This is a genomic window from Sphingomonas sp. (genome assembly GCF_036269755.1).
Taxonomy (GTDB): Bacteria; Pseudomonadota; Alphaproteobacteria; order Sphingomonadales; family Sphingomonadaceae; genus Sphingomonas.
Genome location: NZ_DATBDV010000021.1, coordinates 35,788 through 50,133, shown reverse-complemented (window position 1 = coordinate 50,133; position 14,346 = coordinate 35,788). Strand labels below are relative to the sequence as shown.

Annotated in this window: 14 protein-coding genes; 7 read left to right on the top strand and 7 right to left on the bottom strand. The window is 66.9% G+C overall.

Annotated elements, in window-relative coordinates:
* Positions 1 to 212: 212 nt before the first annotated feature.
* The 5 genes from VH326_RS14055 to VH326_RS14035 all read right to left on the bottom strand — a co-directional run bounded on the left by VH326_RS14055 (position 213) and on the right by VH326_RS14035 (position 8,177).
* Positions 213 to 1,157: a DnaJ C-terminal domain-containing protein gene (locus VH326_RS14055; protein ID WP_329632463.1), complete on the bottom strand. Its 945-nt coding sequence runs from the start codon at positions 1,155 to 1,157 to the stop codon at positions 213 to 215.
* A gap of 44 nt (positions 1,158 to 1,201) precedes the next feature.
* A complete protein-coding gene (locus VH326_RS14050; protein WP_329632462.1) occupies positions 1,202 to 2,092 on the bottom strand; it encodes a transglutaminase family protein in 891 nt (296 codons plus the stop codon).
* A 10-nt stretch (positions 2,093 to 2,102) separates the two neighbouring features.
* Complete coding sequence (locus VH326_RS14045; protein ID WP_329632461.1) at positions 2,103 to 4,580, bottom strand: circularly permuted type 2 ATP-grasp protein; 2,478 nt, start codon at positions 4,578 to 4,580, stop codon at positions 2,103 to 2,105.
* Positions 4,581 to 4,775: 195 nt separating this feature from the next.
* On the bottom strand, positions 4,776 to 7,283 hold the full coding sequence (gene ligD, locus VH326_RS14040) for a DNA ligase D (RefSeq protein WP_329632460.1): 2,508 nt from the start codon (positions 7,281 to 7,283) through the stop codon (positions 4,776 to 4,778).
* Between the two features lie 3 nt (positions 7,284 to 7,286).
* A complete protein-coding gene (locus VH326_RS14035) occupies positions 7,287 to 8,177 on the bottom strand; it encodes a Ku protein (RefSeq protein ID WP_329632459.1) in 891 nt (296 codons plus the stop codon).
* Between the two features lie 86 nt (positions 8,178 to 8,263).
* On the opposite strand from VH326_RS14035, the gene pdxH reads away from it, so the two are divergent.
* From pdxH to VH326_RS14015, 4 genes are all read left to right on the top strand, one after another.
* Positions 8,264 to 8,845: a pyridoxamine 5'-phosphate oxidase gene (gene pdxH, locus VH326_RS14030; RefSeq protein ID WP_329632458.1), complete on the top strand. Its 582-nt coding sequence runs from the start codon at positions 8,264 to 8,266 to the stop codon at positions 8,843 to 8,845.
* Positions 8,842 to 9,789, top strand: coding sequence for a cation diffusion facilitator family transporter (locus VH326_RS14025; RefSeq protein ID WP_329632457.1), 948 nt, complete (start codon positions 8,842 to 8,844; stop codon positions 9,787 to 9,789). Before pdxH ends, VH326_RS14025 begins: the two co-directional genes overlap by 4 nt.
* On the top strand, positions 9,786 to 10,583 hold the full coding sequence (locus VH326_RS14020; RefSeq protein WP_329632456.1) for a PhzF family phenazine biosynthesis protein: 798 nt from the start codon (positions 9,786 to 9,788) through the stop codon (positions 10,581 to 10,583). The genes VH326_RS14025 and VH326_RS14020 overlap by 4 nt, the downstream gene beginning before the upstream one ends.
* Before the next feature lie 90 nt (positions 10,584 to 10,673).
* Entirely contained in the window at positions 10,674 to 11,090 is a 417-nt protein-coding gene (locus VH326_RS14015; RefSeq protein WP_329632455.1) for a thioesterase family protein, read from the top strand.
* Positions 11,091 to 11,112: 22 nt separating this feature from the next.
* Here VH326_RS14015 and mnmA read toward each other — a convergent pair whose 3' ends face one another.
* Entirely contained in the window at positions 11,113 to 12,225 is a 1,113-nt protein-coding gene (gene mnmA, locus VH326_RS14010) for a tRNA 2-thiouridine(34) synthase MnmA (RefSeq protein ID WP_329632454.1), read from the bottom strand.
* A 102-nt stretch (positions 12,226 to 12,327) separates the two neighbouring features.
* Between mnmA and VH326_RS14005 the strand changes: the two genes are divergently transcribed.
* The 3 genes from VH326_RS14005 to VH326_RS13995 all read left to right on the top strand — a co-directional run bounded on the left by VH326_RS14005 (position 12,328) and on the right by VH326_RS13995 (position 13,328).
* The gene (locus VH326_RS14005) at positions 12,328 to 12,585 is read left to right on the top strand and encodes a hypothetical protein (RefSeq protein WP_329632453.1); all 258 of its coding nucleotides are present in this window, start codon (positions 12,328 to 12,330) and stop codon (positions 12,583 to 12,585) included.
* Positions 12,586 to 12,672: 87 nt separating this feature from the next.
* A complete protein-coding gene (locus VH326_RS14000) occupies positions 12,673 to 12,972 on the top strand; it encodes a DUF1153 domain-containing protein (RefSeq protein ID WP_294047847.1) in 300 nt (99 codons plus the stop codon).
* A gap of 101 nt (positions 12,973 to 13,073) precedes the next feature.
* Complete coding sequence (locus tag VH326_RS13995) at positions 13,074 to 13,328, top strand: GlsB/YeaQ/YmgE family stress response membrane protein (protein ID WP_329632452.1); 255 nt, start codon at positions 13,074 to 13,076, stop codon at positions 13,326 to 13,328.
* Between the two features lie 61 nt (positions 13,329 to 13,389).
* On the opposite strand, the gene VH326_RS13990 is transcribed toward VH326_RS13995, so the two are convergent.
* Positions 13,390 to 14,112, bottom strand: a complete 723-nt coding sequence (locus tag VH326_RS13990; protein ID WP_329632451.1) for an SIMPL domain-containing protein — start codon at positions 14,110 to 14,112, stop codon at positions 13,390 to 13,392.
* Positions 14,113 to 14,346: the final 234 nt, after the last annotated feature.

The following is a 14,346-nucleotide window of genomic DNA, read 5'->3' as shown; positions in this document are numbered from 1 at the left end:
TCCCCCGGACAGGGCTGAAACTGCCGGGGGCAGTTTCACCTGCTCATCCAGCGGCCTTCTCCGGCCGACCGCTGAGCGGCGGGCCAAATTTGCGGTCATGCGGCGTCGCGCGTCGATCACGATGGTATGTCCATCGCTCTCTCCTTGCTCCTTGCCTGACCGCAAATTTGGCTCCGTCACGATGCCGCTCCAGCTGGATTTCGACCCTGTGCTCAGACGCCCAGATTGCCGCGCGGGTTCCTGTCCTTGTCTTTCCACCCCTCGACGAATTCGACCAGCGCGTCGTCGTTCACCGGCAAGTCGACCATCAACGTGACGAGTTGGTCGCCGCGCCCGCCGCCTTTCTTGTTGAAACCCTTGCCCTTGAGCCGCAGCACCTTGCCCGAACTCGATCCCTTGGGGATCGTCAGCATCACCGCCTTGTCGACGGTCGGCACGCGCACGCTGGCGCCGAGCACGGCTTCGGACAGGCTGATCGGCAGGTCAAGCCGGATGTCGTCGCCATCGCGGATGAAGAAGCGGTGCGGCTGGATTTCGATCGTGATGATCGCATCGCCCGCGCCGCCCGGCCCGGGCTGGCCCTTGCCGGTCAGGCGCATCTGCGTGCCGCTTTCGACACCCGCGGGGAGCTTCAGGTCGATCGTCTTGCCGTCGGCGAGCGTGATCCGTTGCGGCGCGAGCGTCGCCGCATCGACGAACGGCACGGTGAGGCGATACGCCGCGTTGGCGCCCTTGGGGCTCTGGCGCCGCCCGAACCCGCTTGCGAAACCGCCATTGCCGCCACGCCCGCGCCCGCCGAACAGGCCACCGAGCAGATCCTCGAAATCGGCTCCGCCGCTACCGCCGCCGAACTCGAACCCGCCGCCCGGCCCGGCGCGGAAACCGCCCTGCTGCGGCCCGCCGCCGCCGCCGAACCCGAACGGCATCGCCGGGTTGCCGTCGGCATCGATCTCACCGCGATCGAACTTGGCGCGCTTGTCCTTGTCGGTGAGCAGGTCGTACGCTTGAGTCACCTGGCTGAATCGCTCCGACGCCTTGGGATTGTCCTTGTTGCGGTCGGGGTGAAGCTCCTTCGCGAGCTTGCGATAGGCCTTCTTGATATCGGCCTCGCTCGCCCCGCGCGCGACGCCAAGCGTGGTATAGGGATCGGCTGCCATCTTGCGGTGCTATTTGGGGGAAGCGGTCGGTTTGCGCAATTGCTTCACCGCGCCGGTTCTTCGAACGGCGCCACATCGACGCTGACCGTCATCTTCTGCGCGCCCGATCCGAGCACGATGCCGTCGATCGGCGCGATTTCGGCATAGTCGCGGCCGATCGCCATCACAATATGGTCGCCGGCCATCCAGATGCCGTTGGTCGGATCGAGCCCGATCCAGCCGCGTGTCGGGCCGCACCACAGCAACACCCAGGCATGAGTCGCGTCGGCGCCGACCAGCCGTTCCTGCCCCGGTGGCGGGATGGTGCGGATATAGCCCGAGACATACGCCGCGGGCAGTCCCGCGGCGCGCAGGCCGGTGATCATGATCTGGGTGAGGTCCTGGCACACACCGCGGCGTTTCAGGAACGCTTCGCGCGGCGCGGTATCGACCAGCGTCGCGGCGGAGTCGAAGACGAAATCGCGCTGGATCCGGCGCGCGAGCGCGATCCCGGCTTCGAGCGCGCCGCGACCGGGTGCGAGGTCTTCCGCGCACCACGCCGCAATGTCGGGATCGAGCGGGATCAGCGGCGATGGGTAGAGGTACGCCGCCGGTCCGGCCGGGCCAATCTCGCGATCGGCGCGCGCCAGCGCGGCGACCTCGGCCAGCGTCGGGTCGTCGGGCGACGGCATCGGCACCGGCCGGTCGACCGTCACGCGCGACACGCTCTCGATCGTCAGCTCGCGCACCCGCTCGCGCACCACCAGCCGCTTCACATTGGCGAGCCCCGCCGCGGCGAGCGCAGGCCGAGTCTCTCCCGCCGGGGTGACGGTCAGCGCATAATGCTCGATCTGCTGGCCCGACCAATGGATCGGCTCGAGCCGCAAATTGCACCGCGCGAACCCCGCAGGCCGGCCATAGTCGAACCGCGTGACGTGCCGAATGTCGTAGATCACGCCCCCAACCTCACGCTAACGTAAGTCCGCCCGCGCGCAACGGTTCCGCGCCTTGCAGGAAATACCGCCGCGCGATCGCGTCCGACAGCCTGACCAGCTGCCGCTCGGCCTCGCCGAGCTGGTCGGCATCGAGAGTCGCCGCGCTGGTCGCCGCCAGCATCGCCTTGAGCGCCAATGCCTCGGCCTGCTGGTCCTCCGGCAGCCCGTCGTCGTGGAGCACCGGGAGCTGGTCGAGGTGCGCGGCGATGCAATCGACCTGATAGGCGAGGCTTCGCGGATTGCCCGGATCGAGCGCGACGAGATCGACCACCGGCACGCGAGCGACCCCGGTCAAATACCGCTGACGATAGCCGATCTGGCTGTCGGCGAGGTCGAGCAGGGTCGACAGATCGTCGCTCGTCGCGCCTGCCATCCCGAACGTCCGCACCAGCCGAGCAACGACGATCCCGCGCTCGATACGGCGGCCGAGGTCGTGGAAGCGCCAGGTCGCGGTGCGTCCCATATGCTCGGCGGCGAGCCCCGACAAGGCGGCGTAGCGGCGCTGGAGCGAGCCGCAGCGATCGAGCATCGATCCCTTCGCCGGATGCGGCGCGTCGAGCAGCCGGATGACGTCGGCCGAAAGCCGGTCGCGCGACACCGCCGCGATATTGCGCGCGAGGCGATTGATCGCCGGGATGTTGTGCCACCCCTCCTGCGCGTCGAGCGCGGTGCGCGCGAGCTGGACGAGGTCGGGGCGCTTGAGCCGTTCGGGATGCGCCGCCGCGCCGCCCGCGACGACCATCCCCGCCATCCGCCCAACCGTGTCGCGGTCGAGCCCCGCCCCGGTATCGGCATCGATCGAATTGCCGAGCATCACGCGCACCAGCGTCAGCAGCGCCTCGCCGCGTTCGAGATAGCGGCCGAGCCAATAGAAATTGTCGGCGACCCGGCTCGGCAGCGTGCCGGGGTTGCGGCGGATCTGAGTCGCGTCGGTGGCCGGCACAAGCGATTCGAGCGCGACTGGCTCGGCGCCGATCACCGCGACATCGGCCGACCACAGTCCGTCGCCCATCGCGGCGGCGCGGGCGTCGGAATGCTCGCCGATCCGCGCGAACCCGCCGGGCAATACGGTCCAGCCGCCATCGAGCCCGCGCGCCGCGAACACGCGCAACGTAAACGGGCGCGCGACCAATTCGCTGTCGGCGACCACCGGCATCGTCGACAGCCGCACCACCTCCTGCCCGACATAATCCTCCGGCCGCTTCGCCAGATCGGCGAGCAGCGCGGCGCGCGCCTCGCGCGACAGGTCGGCGCCCTGCACCGCGCCGTCGGGCAAGCCGAGCGGGTTGGCATCGAATGCCGGGGCGATCCGCATTTCGTCGAGCCGCGCCTCGACGATCGCACGCGCGGCGTCGTCGCCGCACCACCAGGTCGCGATGTTGGGCAGCTTGAGCGGCTCGCCGGTCAGCCGTTCGGCGAGCGCCGGCAGGAAGGCCTGCATCGCCCGGGATTCGAGCACACCCGCGCCCGGCGAGTTCGCGACCAGGACGTTATGCGCGGCCAGCGCGTCGATCAGCCCGGGGACGCCGATCTGCGAGTGCGAATCGAACGCCAGCGGATCGAGCAGCCGCGGGTCCGCGCGTTGCCACAGCGCATCGACTCGCTTCAGTCCGGCGATGGTGCGGATGTAGAGCCGGTCGTCGGCAACGGTCAGGTCGGCGCCCTCTACCAGCAGGAAACCAAGATAACGCGCGAGGTGCGCTTGCTCGGCATAGCTTGCGTTCCATCGGCCTGGTGTCAGCAGCCCGATGCGCGGCTCGGCGCGCTTGCATGCGGCGGTGAGGCCCTCGCGAAACGCCGCGAAGAACGGCGCATGGCGTTGGACGTTGAGCCGCTCCTGCAGGCCACCGAGGGTGCGCGACGTGGCGAGCCGGTTCTCGAGCGCATAGCCCGCGCCCGACGGGCCGCGGACATGGTCGGCGAGCACGCGCCAGCCGCCGTCGGGCCCGCGCGCCAGGTCGAACGCGACGAACTGCAATTGGTGGCCTCCGGGCAGCGCCAGCCCGACCATCGGACGCAGGAAGAACGGGCTGCCGGTGACGATGGCGGCGGGCAACGCGCGATCCGCGACCAGCTTCGCCTCCCCGTAGACATCGGTCAGCACCGCTTCGAGCAATTCCGCGCGCTGAGTCACGCCCGACGCAATCCCGCGCCATTCGTCCTCGCCGATCAGCAGCGGCAGCGGCGAGACCGGCCACGGCCGCTCGTCGCCGTCGCCGGCGATGCGGAAGCCCATCCCGATATCCTCGGCATGGCGCTGCACCCGGCGGCGGGCATGGCCGAGATCGTCGCCCGCGGCGACGGCGAGCTCTTCGAACGCCGCATCCCAAGCGGCGGGATCGCCCTGCGCGACGACATCGTCCGTACTCGCGCGCCCGCGATAATCCGCCAGCCAGCGCGCGCCGTGCGAAGCGGCGTCGAATAGATCATCGGTGACGCGACTGGCCATGATTACCCCTGTTGCCACCCGACCATAATAGCATCGGGGAGGCAACCGCGATTGCGCGCCCTCTCCCTCAACGCCTCCCGGCGAAAGCCGGTCCATCGGGAAATCGGTAGTAACGACGCGCAGCGCCTGGTTACGCTCGTTCTCCGACTGGACCCCGGCCTTCCGCCGGGGAGGCGTGAGGGGAGATTCGCCGTCCTACAAATCCGGAAGCACCTGCCGCGCAACGCCCCATCCCGCCAAACCCTTGCTCGACGCGCGTTCGAGCAATTCGTCCTGATCGCCGACATGCCACTTCGCCGGGGTGTCGATGTCCTCGAGCTCGGCCCAAGTCACCGGCGCGGACACCGGTGCGCTGGCGCGCGCCCGCGCTGTGTACGGCATGACCGCAGTCGCCCCACGCTGATTGCGCAGCCAGTCGAGGAAGATCTTGCCGACGCGCTTGGCCTTCGACATCGTCGCGGTGAAGCGGTCCGGCTCGGCCTGCGCGAGCGCGCGGCAGAAGCGATCGGCGAAATCCTTGACCACCGGCCAATCGGCCTGCGGCGTCAGCGGGACGACGACGTGAACGCCCTTCCCGCCCGACAGCATGGCGAAGCTGACGAGGCCGATTTCGGCGAGGTGCCGCTTGAGGTCGAACGCGGCTTTCTTGACCGCCTCGAACCCGAGGCCCTCATCAGGGTCGAGGTCGAACACCAGCCGGTCGGGCTTCTCGATATCGGCGACCGACGAGCCCCAGCCGTGGAATTCGATCGTCCCCATCTGGACGCAGGTCAGCAGACCGTCGGCATCGTCGACGTAGAGATAGGGTTGCTCCGACCCGTCCTTCTCGCGAACCATCACATGCTTGACGTGATCGCCGAACGATCCGGCGTCGTGCTTCTGGAAAAAGCAATGCTTGCCGCGCCCCTGCGGGCACCGCACCAGGCTGATCGGGCGGTTGGCGATCCATTGCAGCGCGACCGGCGCCATCGCGTCGTAAAAGGCGGCGAGATCGCCCTTGGTAACGGTCGATTCGGGGAAGATCAGCCGGTCGGGATGCGTGACCTTGATGCTCGATGACGCCTGTCCTGGCGCCGCCTTGGCTTTTTCCACGACCACTTCGCCCGCCTCCTTGTCGCCGCGCAGCCCGAGGAAGCTTGGGTGGCGGAGCACACCGTCGGGGGTCACTTCGGTAAAGGCAATCTCGCCGACCAGCTTCGGCGTGACCCAATGCGCCCCGCGGGTGGCGGCGCGCGGCGCCTCGACCGTCGGCGTCTTGCGCGCCAAGGCATCGAGCTTGGCGCGAAGATCGTTCATCGTCGCAACGTTGAAGCCGGTCCCGACCTTGCCCGCATACCGCAGCTTACCGTCCTCATTCACGCCGAGCAGCAGCGCGCGGAAGCCGCGCGACTTATCGCTCTCGGTCCAGCCGACGATGACGAATTCCTGGCGTTTGAGGCATTTGACCTTGAGCCAGCTTTGCGTCCGCTTGCCGCGATAGGGCGCATCGGCGCGCTTGCAGACGATCCCCTCATAGCCTTCGCGGCACATCGTATCGAACAGCTTCTCGCCCTCGCCGACGATATGCTCGGCGAATTGCAAGCGTTGGTCAACGCCTTCGATCACCGGGCGCAGCTGCTCCTTGCGCTGAATGTTGGGGAGCTTATCGAGCTTCTCACCATCGAGTTCGAGCAAGTCGAATGCGAACAGCGTCATCGGCCCGCCGTTGGCGATCGCATCCTGCAACGTCGAAAAATCCGGGCGCCCCTCCTTGAACGCGACGACCTCGCCGTCGATCAGCGCCGATCTGACCGGGAGCGTCGCGGCGGCCTCGGCGATGCCCGGGAACTTGTCGGTCCAATCCAGCCCCTTGCGCGTATAGACCTTGGCCTTGCCGCCCGCGACCGCGACCAGCACGCGGTAGCCGTCATATTTGACCTCGTGGATCCAGCCGGTGCCGGTGGGCACGCTGTCGACGAGCGTGCACAGTTGCGGTTCATGAAACGCGGGCATCTTGGCGTCGCCCCGGCGAAGGCCGGGGCCGCTACGTTGCTTGGGTTGCGCTTTGACTTCCAGCGGCCCCGGCTTCCGCCGGGGCGACGAGCGTTCAGCGCGCAACGCCATCCAGCTCGCCAGCTCCTTCGCCTTCTTCGCGGTCGCGATCTCGGCCATCGTCCGTCCGGTCTTGACGCTGGTCACCGCGCCTTCGACGAGATCGTCCGAGCCGCCGGCATAATCGTCCTCCAGCTTTCGCAGCAGCCAGTTGACGTGCTTCTCCTTGCCGCGCGGGCGCAGGCGGATCAGCAGCCATTCGCCCTTCATCCGCTCGCCGTGGAGGATGAAATGGAGGTGGCCTTTCTCGAGGTCCTTGGCCGATTTGCCGGGGATCGGTTCCCACCAGCCGTCGTCCCACAGCATCACCGTGCCGCCGCCATATTCGCCCTGCGGGATCGTCCCCTCGAAATCCGAATAGGAAAGCGGATGATCCTCGGTCTGAACCGCAAGGCGCTTGTCGTCGGGGTTGAGGCTGGGGCCGCGAGTCACCGCCCAGCTTTTCATCACGCCATCGACCTCGAGCCGCAAATCCCAGTGCAGCCTGGTCGCGTCGTGCTTCTGCACCATGAAGCGGTTGCCGTGGCCGGGACCGAGCTCGCCGCGCGGTTCCGCGGTTACGGCAAAATCGCGCTTGGCGTTGTACGTGGCGAGTGGGTCGCGCTCGGCCATCGATCAGGCTCGCTTCTTCGCCGCGGCGCGCGCCGGCGCTTTCTTTTGCGAGGTCTTCTTGGTCGTCGTCGTGCTTTCCTTCTGCGCGGGCCGAGCGGCGGGCCGTTCGATCGATTTCTTGAGCGCGGCCATCAGGTCGACCACGTTCGATCCCGAACGGCCGGGCCCTTCGTCGTCCTTGTCCTCGATGATCTTGCGGTTCGACTTCTGCTTGGCCTTGCGCGCGATCAAATCCTTGAGCGCATCGACATAACGATCGTGGAATTCCTGCGGATCGAAGCTCGCGGTCTTCTTGTCGATCAAGGTGGTGGCGAGGTCGAGCAGATCCTCGTCGGGCTTGCTGTCGGGGATGTCGCGGAAATAGCCCTGCGCCTTGTTGACCTCGTCGGCGTAGCGCAAAGTCTCGAGCACCATGCCGCGCCCGCACGGCTTCAGGCTGACGACATATTCGCGCCCGCGCATCGCGAGCTGGCCCAGGCCCACCTTCTTCGAGCGCCGCAGCGCCTCGCGCAGCACGATGAACGCTTCCTCGGCGAGGTCGTCGGCAGGCACGACGAAATATGGCCGCTCGAAATAGAGCACGTCGATCTCGCTCGCATCGACGAATTGGGTCAGCTCCAGCGTCTTCTTCGATTCGAGCTTGACCGCGTCGATCTCGTCCTGGTCGAGCAGGACGTATTCGCCCTTTTCATACTCGAATCCCTTGACGATCTCGTCGGTATCGATCGGCCCGATGCCGGGCACGACCTTCTCGTATTTGACACGCTTGCCCGACGGCTCGTGGATCTGGTGGAACGCCACCGACGCGCCCGATTTGGTCGCGGTATAGATCTCCACGGGAATCGAGACCAACGCCAACCGTATCTGTCCCTGCCAATAGGCGCGCGCGGCCATCGCTTACTCCGTCGTTGCGAAACCGATTCAATTCCCGAGCGGGAGAGTCGTTCCCCTTGGCCGTGCGGTGCGTTAAGGGGCCGCGCATGGCCGACGATCCCCTCGCCCTGTTCGATGCCTGGTTGGCCGAAGCGAAAGCGGGCGAGCCGAACGATCCGAATGCGATGGCGCTGGCGACCGCGGACGCAAGCGGGCGGCCGTCGGTGCGCATGGTGCTGCTCAAGGGGCATGGACCCGATGGGTTCGTGTTCTACACCAACCGCGAGAGCCGCAAGGCCGGCGAGATCGCGGCCAACCCGCGCGCAGCATTGCTGTTCCATTGGAAGTCGCTGCGCCGCCAAGTGCGGATCGAGGGCGCGCTCACTCTGGCCAGCGTGGCCGAATCGGACGTCTATTTTGCTTCGCGCAGCCGCGACTCACAGCTCGGCGCCTGGGCCTCGGACCAGTCGCGCCCGCTCGCCGACCGCGCGACGTTCGAAGCACGTTTCGCCGAGGTGCAAGGCAAGTTCGACGGGCAGGACGTGCCGCGCCCGCCGCATTGGGGCGGCTATCGCCTGACCCCCCACCATATCGAGTTCTGGCAGGAGCGCGCGCACCGCCTGCACGAGCGCCGCGTGTTCGATCGTGCTAGCGAGCGTGGCTGGACCGAGAGGTTGCTCTACCCATGACCGCCGACGAACGCCGCAGGGTCATTCCGTTCGCGATCCGCGCCGCGCTCGCCAGCGTCGGCGTCGCGACCGCGTTGCTGTTGCTCAAGGGCTATGCCGCCTGGGCAACCGGCTCGGTGGCGATGCTCGGCAGCGTCGCCGATACCGGGCTCGACCTGCTCGCCAGCCTCGTCACCCTTTATGGCGTCCGGCTTGCCGCCGAGCCCGCCGATCACGACCACCGCTTCGGCCATGGCAAGGCCGAAGCGCTCGCGGCTTTGTTCCAGGTCGCGCTGATCGCGGTCTCAGCGGTCGGGATTGCGTGGCGCGCGGTGCTGCGCTTCAACGACAGCGCTCCGACGAGTGAGGCCGGTTTCGGGATCGGTGTGTCGGTGCTCGCGATCATCGCCACCTTCGCACTGCTCGGTTACCAGCGCAGCGTCATCCGCAAGACCGGGTCGGTCGCGATCATGGCCGACAACGTCCACTACCAGGCCGATCTGTTCGTCAATCTCGCGGTGATCGTGGCGATCGCGCTCGACCAATATATGGGCGCGCGCGGCGCTGACCCGGTGTTCGGCATCCTGATCGCCGCTTGGCTCGCCTGGGGTGCGTTCAAGGCGTCCTCAAACGCGATCGACCAGTTGATGGACAAGGAATGGCCCGAGGAGCAGCGCAAGCGTTTCCTCGATATCGCGGCGCGGCATCCCGAGTTGAAGGGCATCCACGATTTCCGCACGCGCCGGTCGGGCAGCCACGATTTCGCGCAGTTCCACATGTACGTCGCCCCAGAAATGACGGTGAAGGAGGCGCACGACGTGGTCGAAGCGGTCGAGAACGACCTTCGCAAGAGCTTTCCCAAGGTCGAGGTGCTGATCCACCTCGATCCCGAGGGACATATCGACACCGACAATCCGCTGGTCGAGGCGGATGTGACGCCGCACTGGTTCGGGAAGCGCTTATGAGATTGCCGTTTTCGCAGATCGACGCGTTCGCGTCGCGCGCGTTCGAGGGCAACCCGGCGGCGGTGATGCCGCTCGCGGCGTGGCTCGACGACGCGGTGCTGCAGAACATCGCCGCCGAGAACAACCTGTCGGAGACCGCGTTCATCGTCGCCAGCGCGGACGACGAGGCCGATTTCGACCTGCGCTGGTTCACCCCGGCGGCGGAAGTGGTGCTGTGCGGGCACGCGACGCTCGCGAGCGGGCATTTCGTGTTGTCGTCGGAGCCGGCGCGCGACCGCGTGCGGTTTCGGACGCGCAAGGCCGGGATGCTCGAAGTGGCGCGCGCCGGTGCGGGGTACGAGCTCGCGCTGCCGGCCTGGGAGCCCGCGCCCAAGCCTCTGCCGGAGATCGTCGCCGCGCTCGGCTTGAATGACGCAGTCGAGACGCTGTGGCACCCGAATCGCTACGGGCTAGTCGTGGTCGAGACCGCTGAACAGATCCGCGCGCTCGATCCCGATTTCCGCGCGCTCGCCCGCGAAGGCGACGTGCTGACGATCGTCACTGCGCCTGGCGAGGACAGCGACATCATCAGCCGCGTGTTCGCGTGCGGCGCAGGGATCGACGAAGATCCGGTGACCGGATCGGCGCATGCCGTAATGGTGCCCTATTGGGCGAAGCGGCTGGGGCGCGACAGCTTCACGGCCTACCAGGCGAGCAAGCGCGGCGGGCGGCTGACGTGCCGGCTCGCGGGCGACCGTGTCGTGCTCGGCGGAAGCTGCGTGACCGTGCTCGAAGGCACCTTCCTGCTCGATTGACGGAAAATATTTTCGCGCTCGCGCTTTCCGTAGCGTCGGCTAGGCTAGGGAAAACTAGCGAAAATCCGCGCCCTCGCCTATATTCGGGCAGTGACCGACTACGCCCTCCCGCACGATTTTCGCGTGCCCATTCATGCTGCCGACATCGACTTCATGGGGCACGTCAACAATGCGTTGTATCTCAAATGGGTGCAGGACGCGGTGCTGAGCCATTGGCGCAAGATCGCGCCGGCCGACGCGGTCGCGAGCCTGCTCTGGGTCGCGCTCAAGCATGAGATCACGTATCGCAAGCCGACGTTCCTCGACGACGAGGTGATCGCGACCGTGTTGCTCGAAAAGGTGCAGGGCGCCCGCGCTTTCTATCAGACCGTGATCAAGCGCGGCGAGGATGTGCTGGCAGAGGTCAAGTCGAGCTGGTGCTGCGTCGATGCCGAAACGTTGCGGCCTGCACGACTCGCCTCAAGTGTGATCGAGAAGTTTTTCCCGAAGACCGACCAAACCGCCTAACAACCGTTGGCGAAGGCGGCGACTAAGCCGCCAGCGCAGACTCCGCCGCGAGCGTGTCCTCGATCCACCCCCCGCCAAGCACGCGGTCGCCTGCGTAGAGCACCGCCGCCTGCCCCGGCGCGACGCCATATTCGGGCAGGTCGAACGTCACGCGGTCACCGTCGAGGTGCGCGGGCACCGGCTTGGCGAGGCTGCGGACCTTGGCGGTGATCGGCCCCACATAGCTTCCGCCGATCCAGTTGATGTCGCTCAATCGCGCCGCCGCGACGCCGAGCGCTGCGCGCGGGCCGACGATCACCCGCCTGCTCGCCGGGTCGAGCCGGACGACGTAGAGCGGCTCCGGGCTGCCGCCGATCTCCAGCCCGCGACGCTGGCCGATGGTGAAATGGATCAGCCCCTTATGCTCGCCGAGCTTGCGGCCAGCGAGGTCGACTATGTCGCCGCCAGTTCCCGCCTCCGGCCGCAGCTTCTTCACGAGCCGCGCATAGTCGCCATCGGGGACGAAGCAGATATCCTGGCTGTCGGGCTTGGCGGCGACGCCCAACCCCAGTTCTGCCGCGAGTTCGCGAACGCGTGCCTTGGGCATCCCGCCCAGGGGAAAGCGCAGGAACTCCAGCTGATCCTGCGTCGTCGCGAACAGGAAATAGCTCTGGTCACGCGCCGGATCGGCGGCGCGGTGCAATTCCGCTCCTGCCGGCCCCTCGACTCGGCGCACATAATGCCCCGTCGCGAGACAATCGGCGCCGAGATCGCGCGCGAGCCTGAACAGGTCGGTGAACTTGGGTCCCATGTTGCAGCGGACGCAGGGGATCGGCGTTCGCCCCGCCACGTAATCGTCGGCGAACTGGTCGATCACGCTTTCGCGAAACGCGCTTTCGTGGTCGTGGACATAGTGCGCGATGCCGAGCCGATCGCACACCGCGAGGGCGTCGCGGATGTCGCGGCCGGCGCAGCACGACCCGGCGCGCCCGGTCGCCTCGCCGTGGTCGTAGAGCTGCAGCGTGATCCCGATCGTCTCCGCGCCGGTTCGCGCCGCGAGTGCCGCAACCACCGACGAATCGACCCCGCCCGACATCGCGACGACGATGCGCTTGCCCGACAGATCGGGCCCCAGCTGGAAATCGGCTTCGGTCATGGCGCGTCCCCCATAGGGACGTCGAAACATATTTCCTAGGTAACCGGGCGTTAGGCCCCGTCCGCTACACCGTCTTTCTGTTTGAACAATGACGAGTGATGCGTGGACCTGAGCTACCTCCGATTCGAGCACGACGCGTCGGTCGCGACGATTCCGCCCGACCTCGCCGTGCTGCTGGTCGGAATCGCCGCTCGGCAAGCGGCGTCGCCGACCGCGATGGTCCAGGCGCGCTTCGCCCCGACGGTGCTCGCCGATCTGCCGTTTCGTCCGCGCTCGGGTTCGTTCGACTCGCGCCAGGCGGTTCGGATCGCGCGATGGCGGCACATGACCGAGCCAGGGGTGAACAGCGCGTTTACCTAGCAGCTTCAAAGGATGTTCAAGTCCGGCCGGTAATGGCCGTTATTGATAGAGATTAATGGGGTCCCCCCGACCCAATCGAGGTAGCGAATGATCGAGAACCAGAAAATAAGGCCAGCAAAGGTGATCGGTCCGCTCGGCGAGCCGCTCACGCTCGATACGTTGCCGCCGCCCGAAACGACGCGATGGGTGGTTCGCCGCAAGGCCGAGGTGGTCGCCGCGGTCAATGGCGGCCTGTTGTCGGTCGATGAAGTGTGCGCTCGCTACAGCCTGACGGTCGAGGAATTCGCCGGCTGGCAGCGCGCGATCGATCGGTCGGGGATGCCGGGGCTGCGCGTCACGCGCATCCAGCACTACAAGAGCCTCTACGAGCGCCAGCAAAAGTATTGAGCTTCGCAGCGACGAAACGGTAGCGGAACAAAACCGCCGATTCGAGAGTCATCCCCTCCGATAGTCCGACAATCGTGCGGACGCGATAACGGAGGGTCACAATGCTTGAAGCCATCATCATCTGGTTGGTCATCGGCGGTCTTGCCGGCTGGCTGGCCAGCCTCGTCGTGCGCGGCACCGGCTCTGGTGTCCTCATCAACATCGTCGTCGGCATCGTCGGCGCGGTGATTGCCAACCTGATCTTCGGCGCCGGAATCAACGAAGCGATAACGGCGATGACGTTCGTCTATTCGGTGATCGGCGCGATCATCCTGCTGGTGATCCTCAACCTGATCCAGCGCGGCCGCGTCCGCTAGGCAAGCCGTCAGAGTCCAAAGAAGGGGCCGCACCCGGTGTGGGAGTGGCCCCTTTTTCGCGTCACTTGAGCAGGAAGCGCACCGAAACCGTGACGGTGACGTCGGTTTCGCCCGGGGCGATCATGGTGTCGGCCTTCGCTAATCTTGCCGATTGCATTGCATACATCGGCATCGGCGGCGGCGGGGCGTTCTCGCCGGCCTCGCTGATGGTCATGATCCTTGCGACGCTGAGCCCTGCGGCCCGCGCGTAGAGTTCCGCCCGCGCCCGCGCCTGCTTGACGGCATCGACCCGAGCTTCGTCGAGCGCAGCATCGGGCTGCTCGAGCGACAGGTTCGGTCCGTCGATCTGATTCGCCCCCTGCCCGACCAATATGTCGAGGATCGCACCCGATCGCGCGATGTCGCGAAACCGGATCGAGACGCTGTTCGACGCCTGATAGCCGGTGATCACCGGCGGCTTGTTGTCTTCGTAGCGATATTGTGGCTGGAGCGAGACGTTCGCGGTCGCGACGTCGCGCGGCGCCACGCCTGCGGTCTTCAGCGCCGCCAGCACGCGAGTCATACGCGCCGCACTGTCCGCGAGCGCCTGCGCCGCCGTCGCGCCTTGAGTCACCACTCCCGCGCGGATTGTCGCGACGTCGGGCACCCGCGTGGTCTTGCCGGTCGCAACGACGTCGAGCACCGTGCCGTCCGGGATGGTCGCCGGAACGATGGCGACTTGCGCCGCCGCCGGCACGGTTGCGAGTGATGCCAGGATCAGGGCGGCTGCCAGGGTTGGACGCATATCGATCTCCTCGGGCGGTCATTCCGCCTTGCATGAATGGTACGCGTCACGCTTACCCGTGATGAACGAACGCGCCAACGATCCGTTACGGAGCCGTTATTTGCACTCTAACGGCGCGCGCGGTTGCGATTCAGGCCCGAAACGGGCAAAGCGCGCGCGGGGCGGTGCCGAGCCTCTTGAGCTCGGTGCTTTATTTCTGTAATACAGTTCGAACCGGGGGCCTGGAGCCTCCAC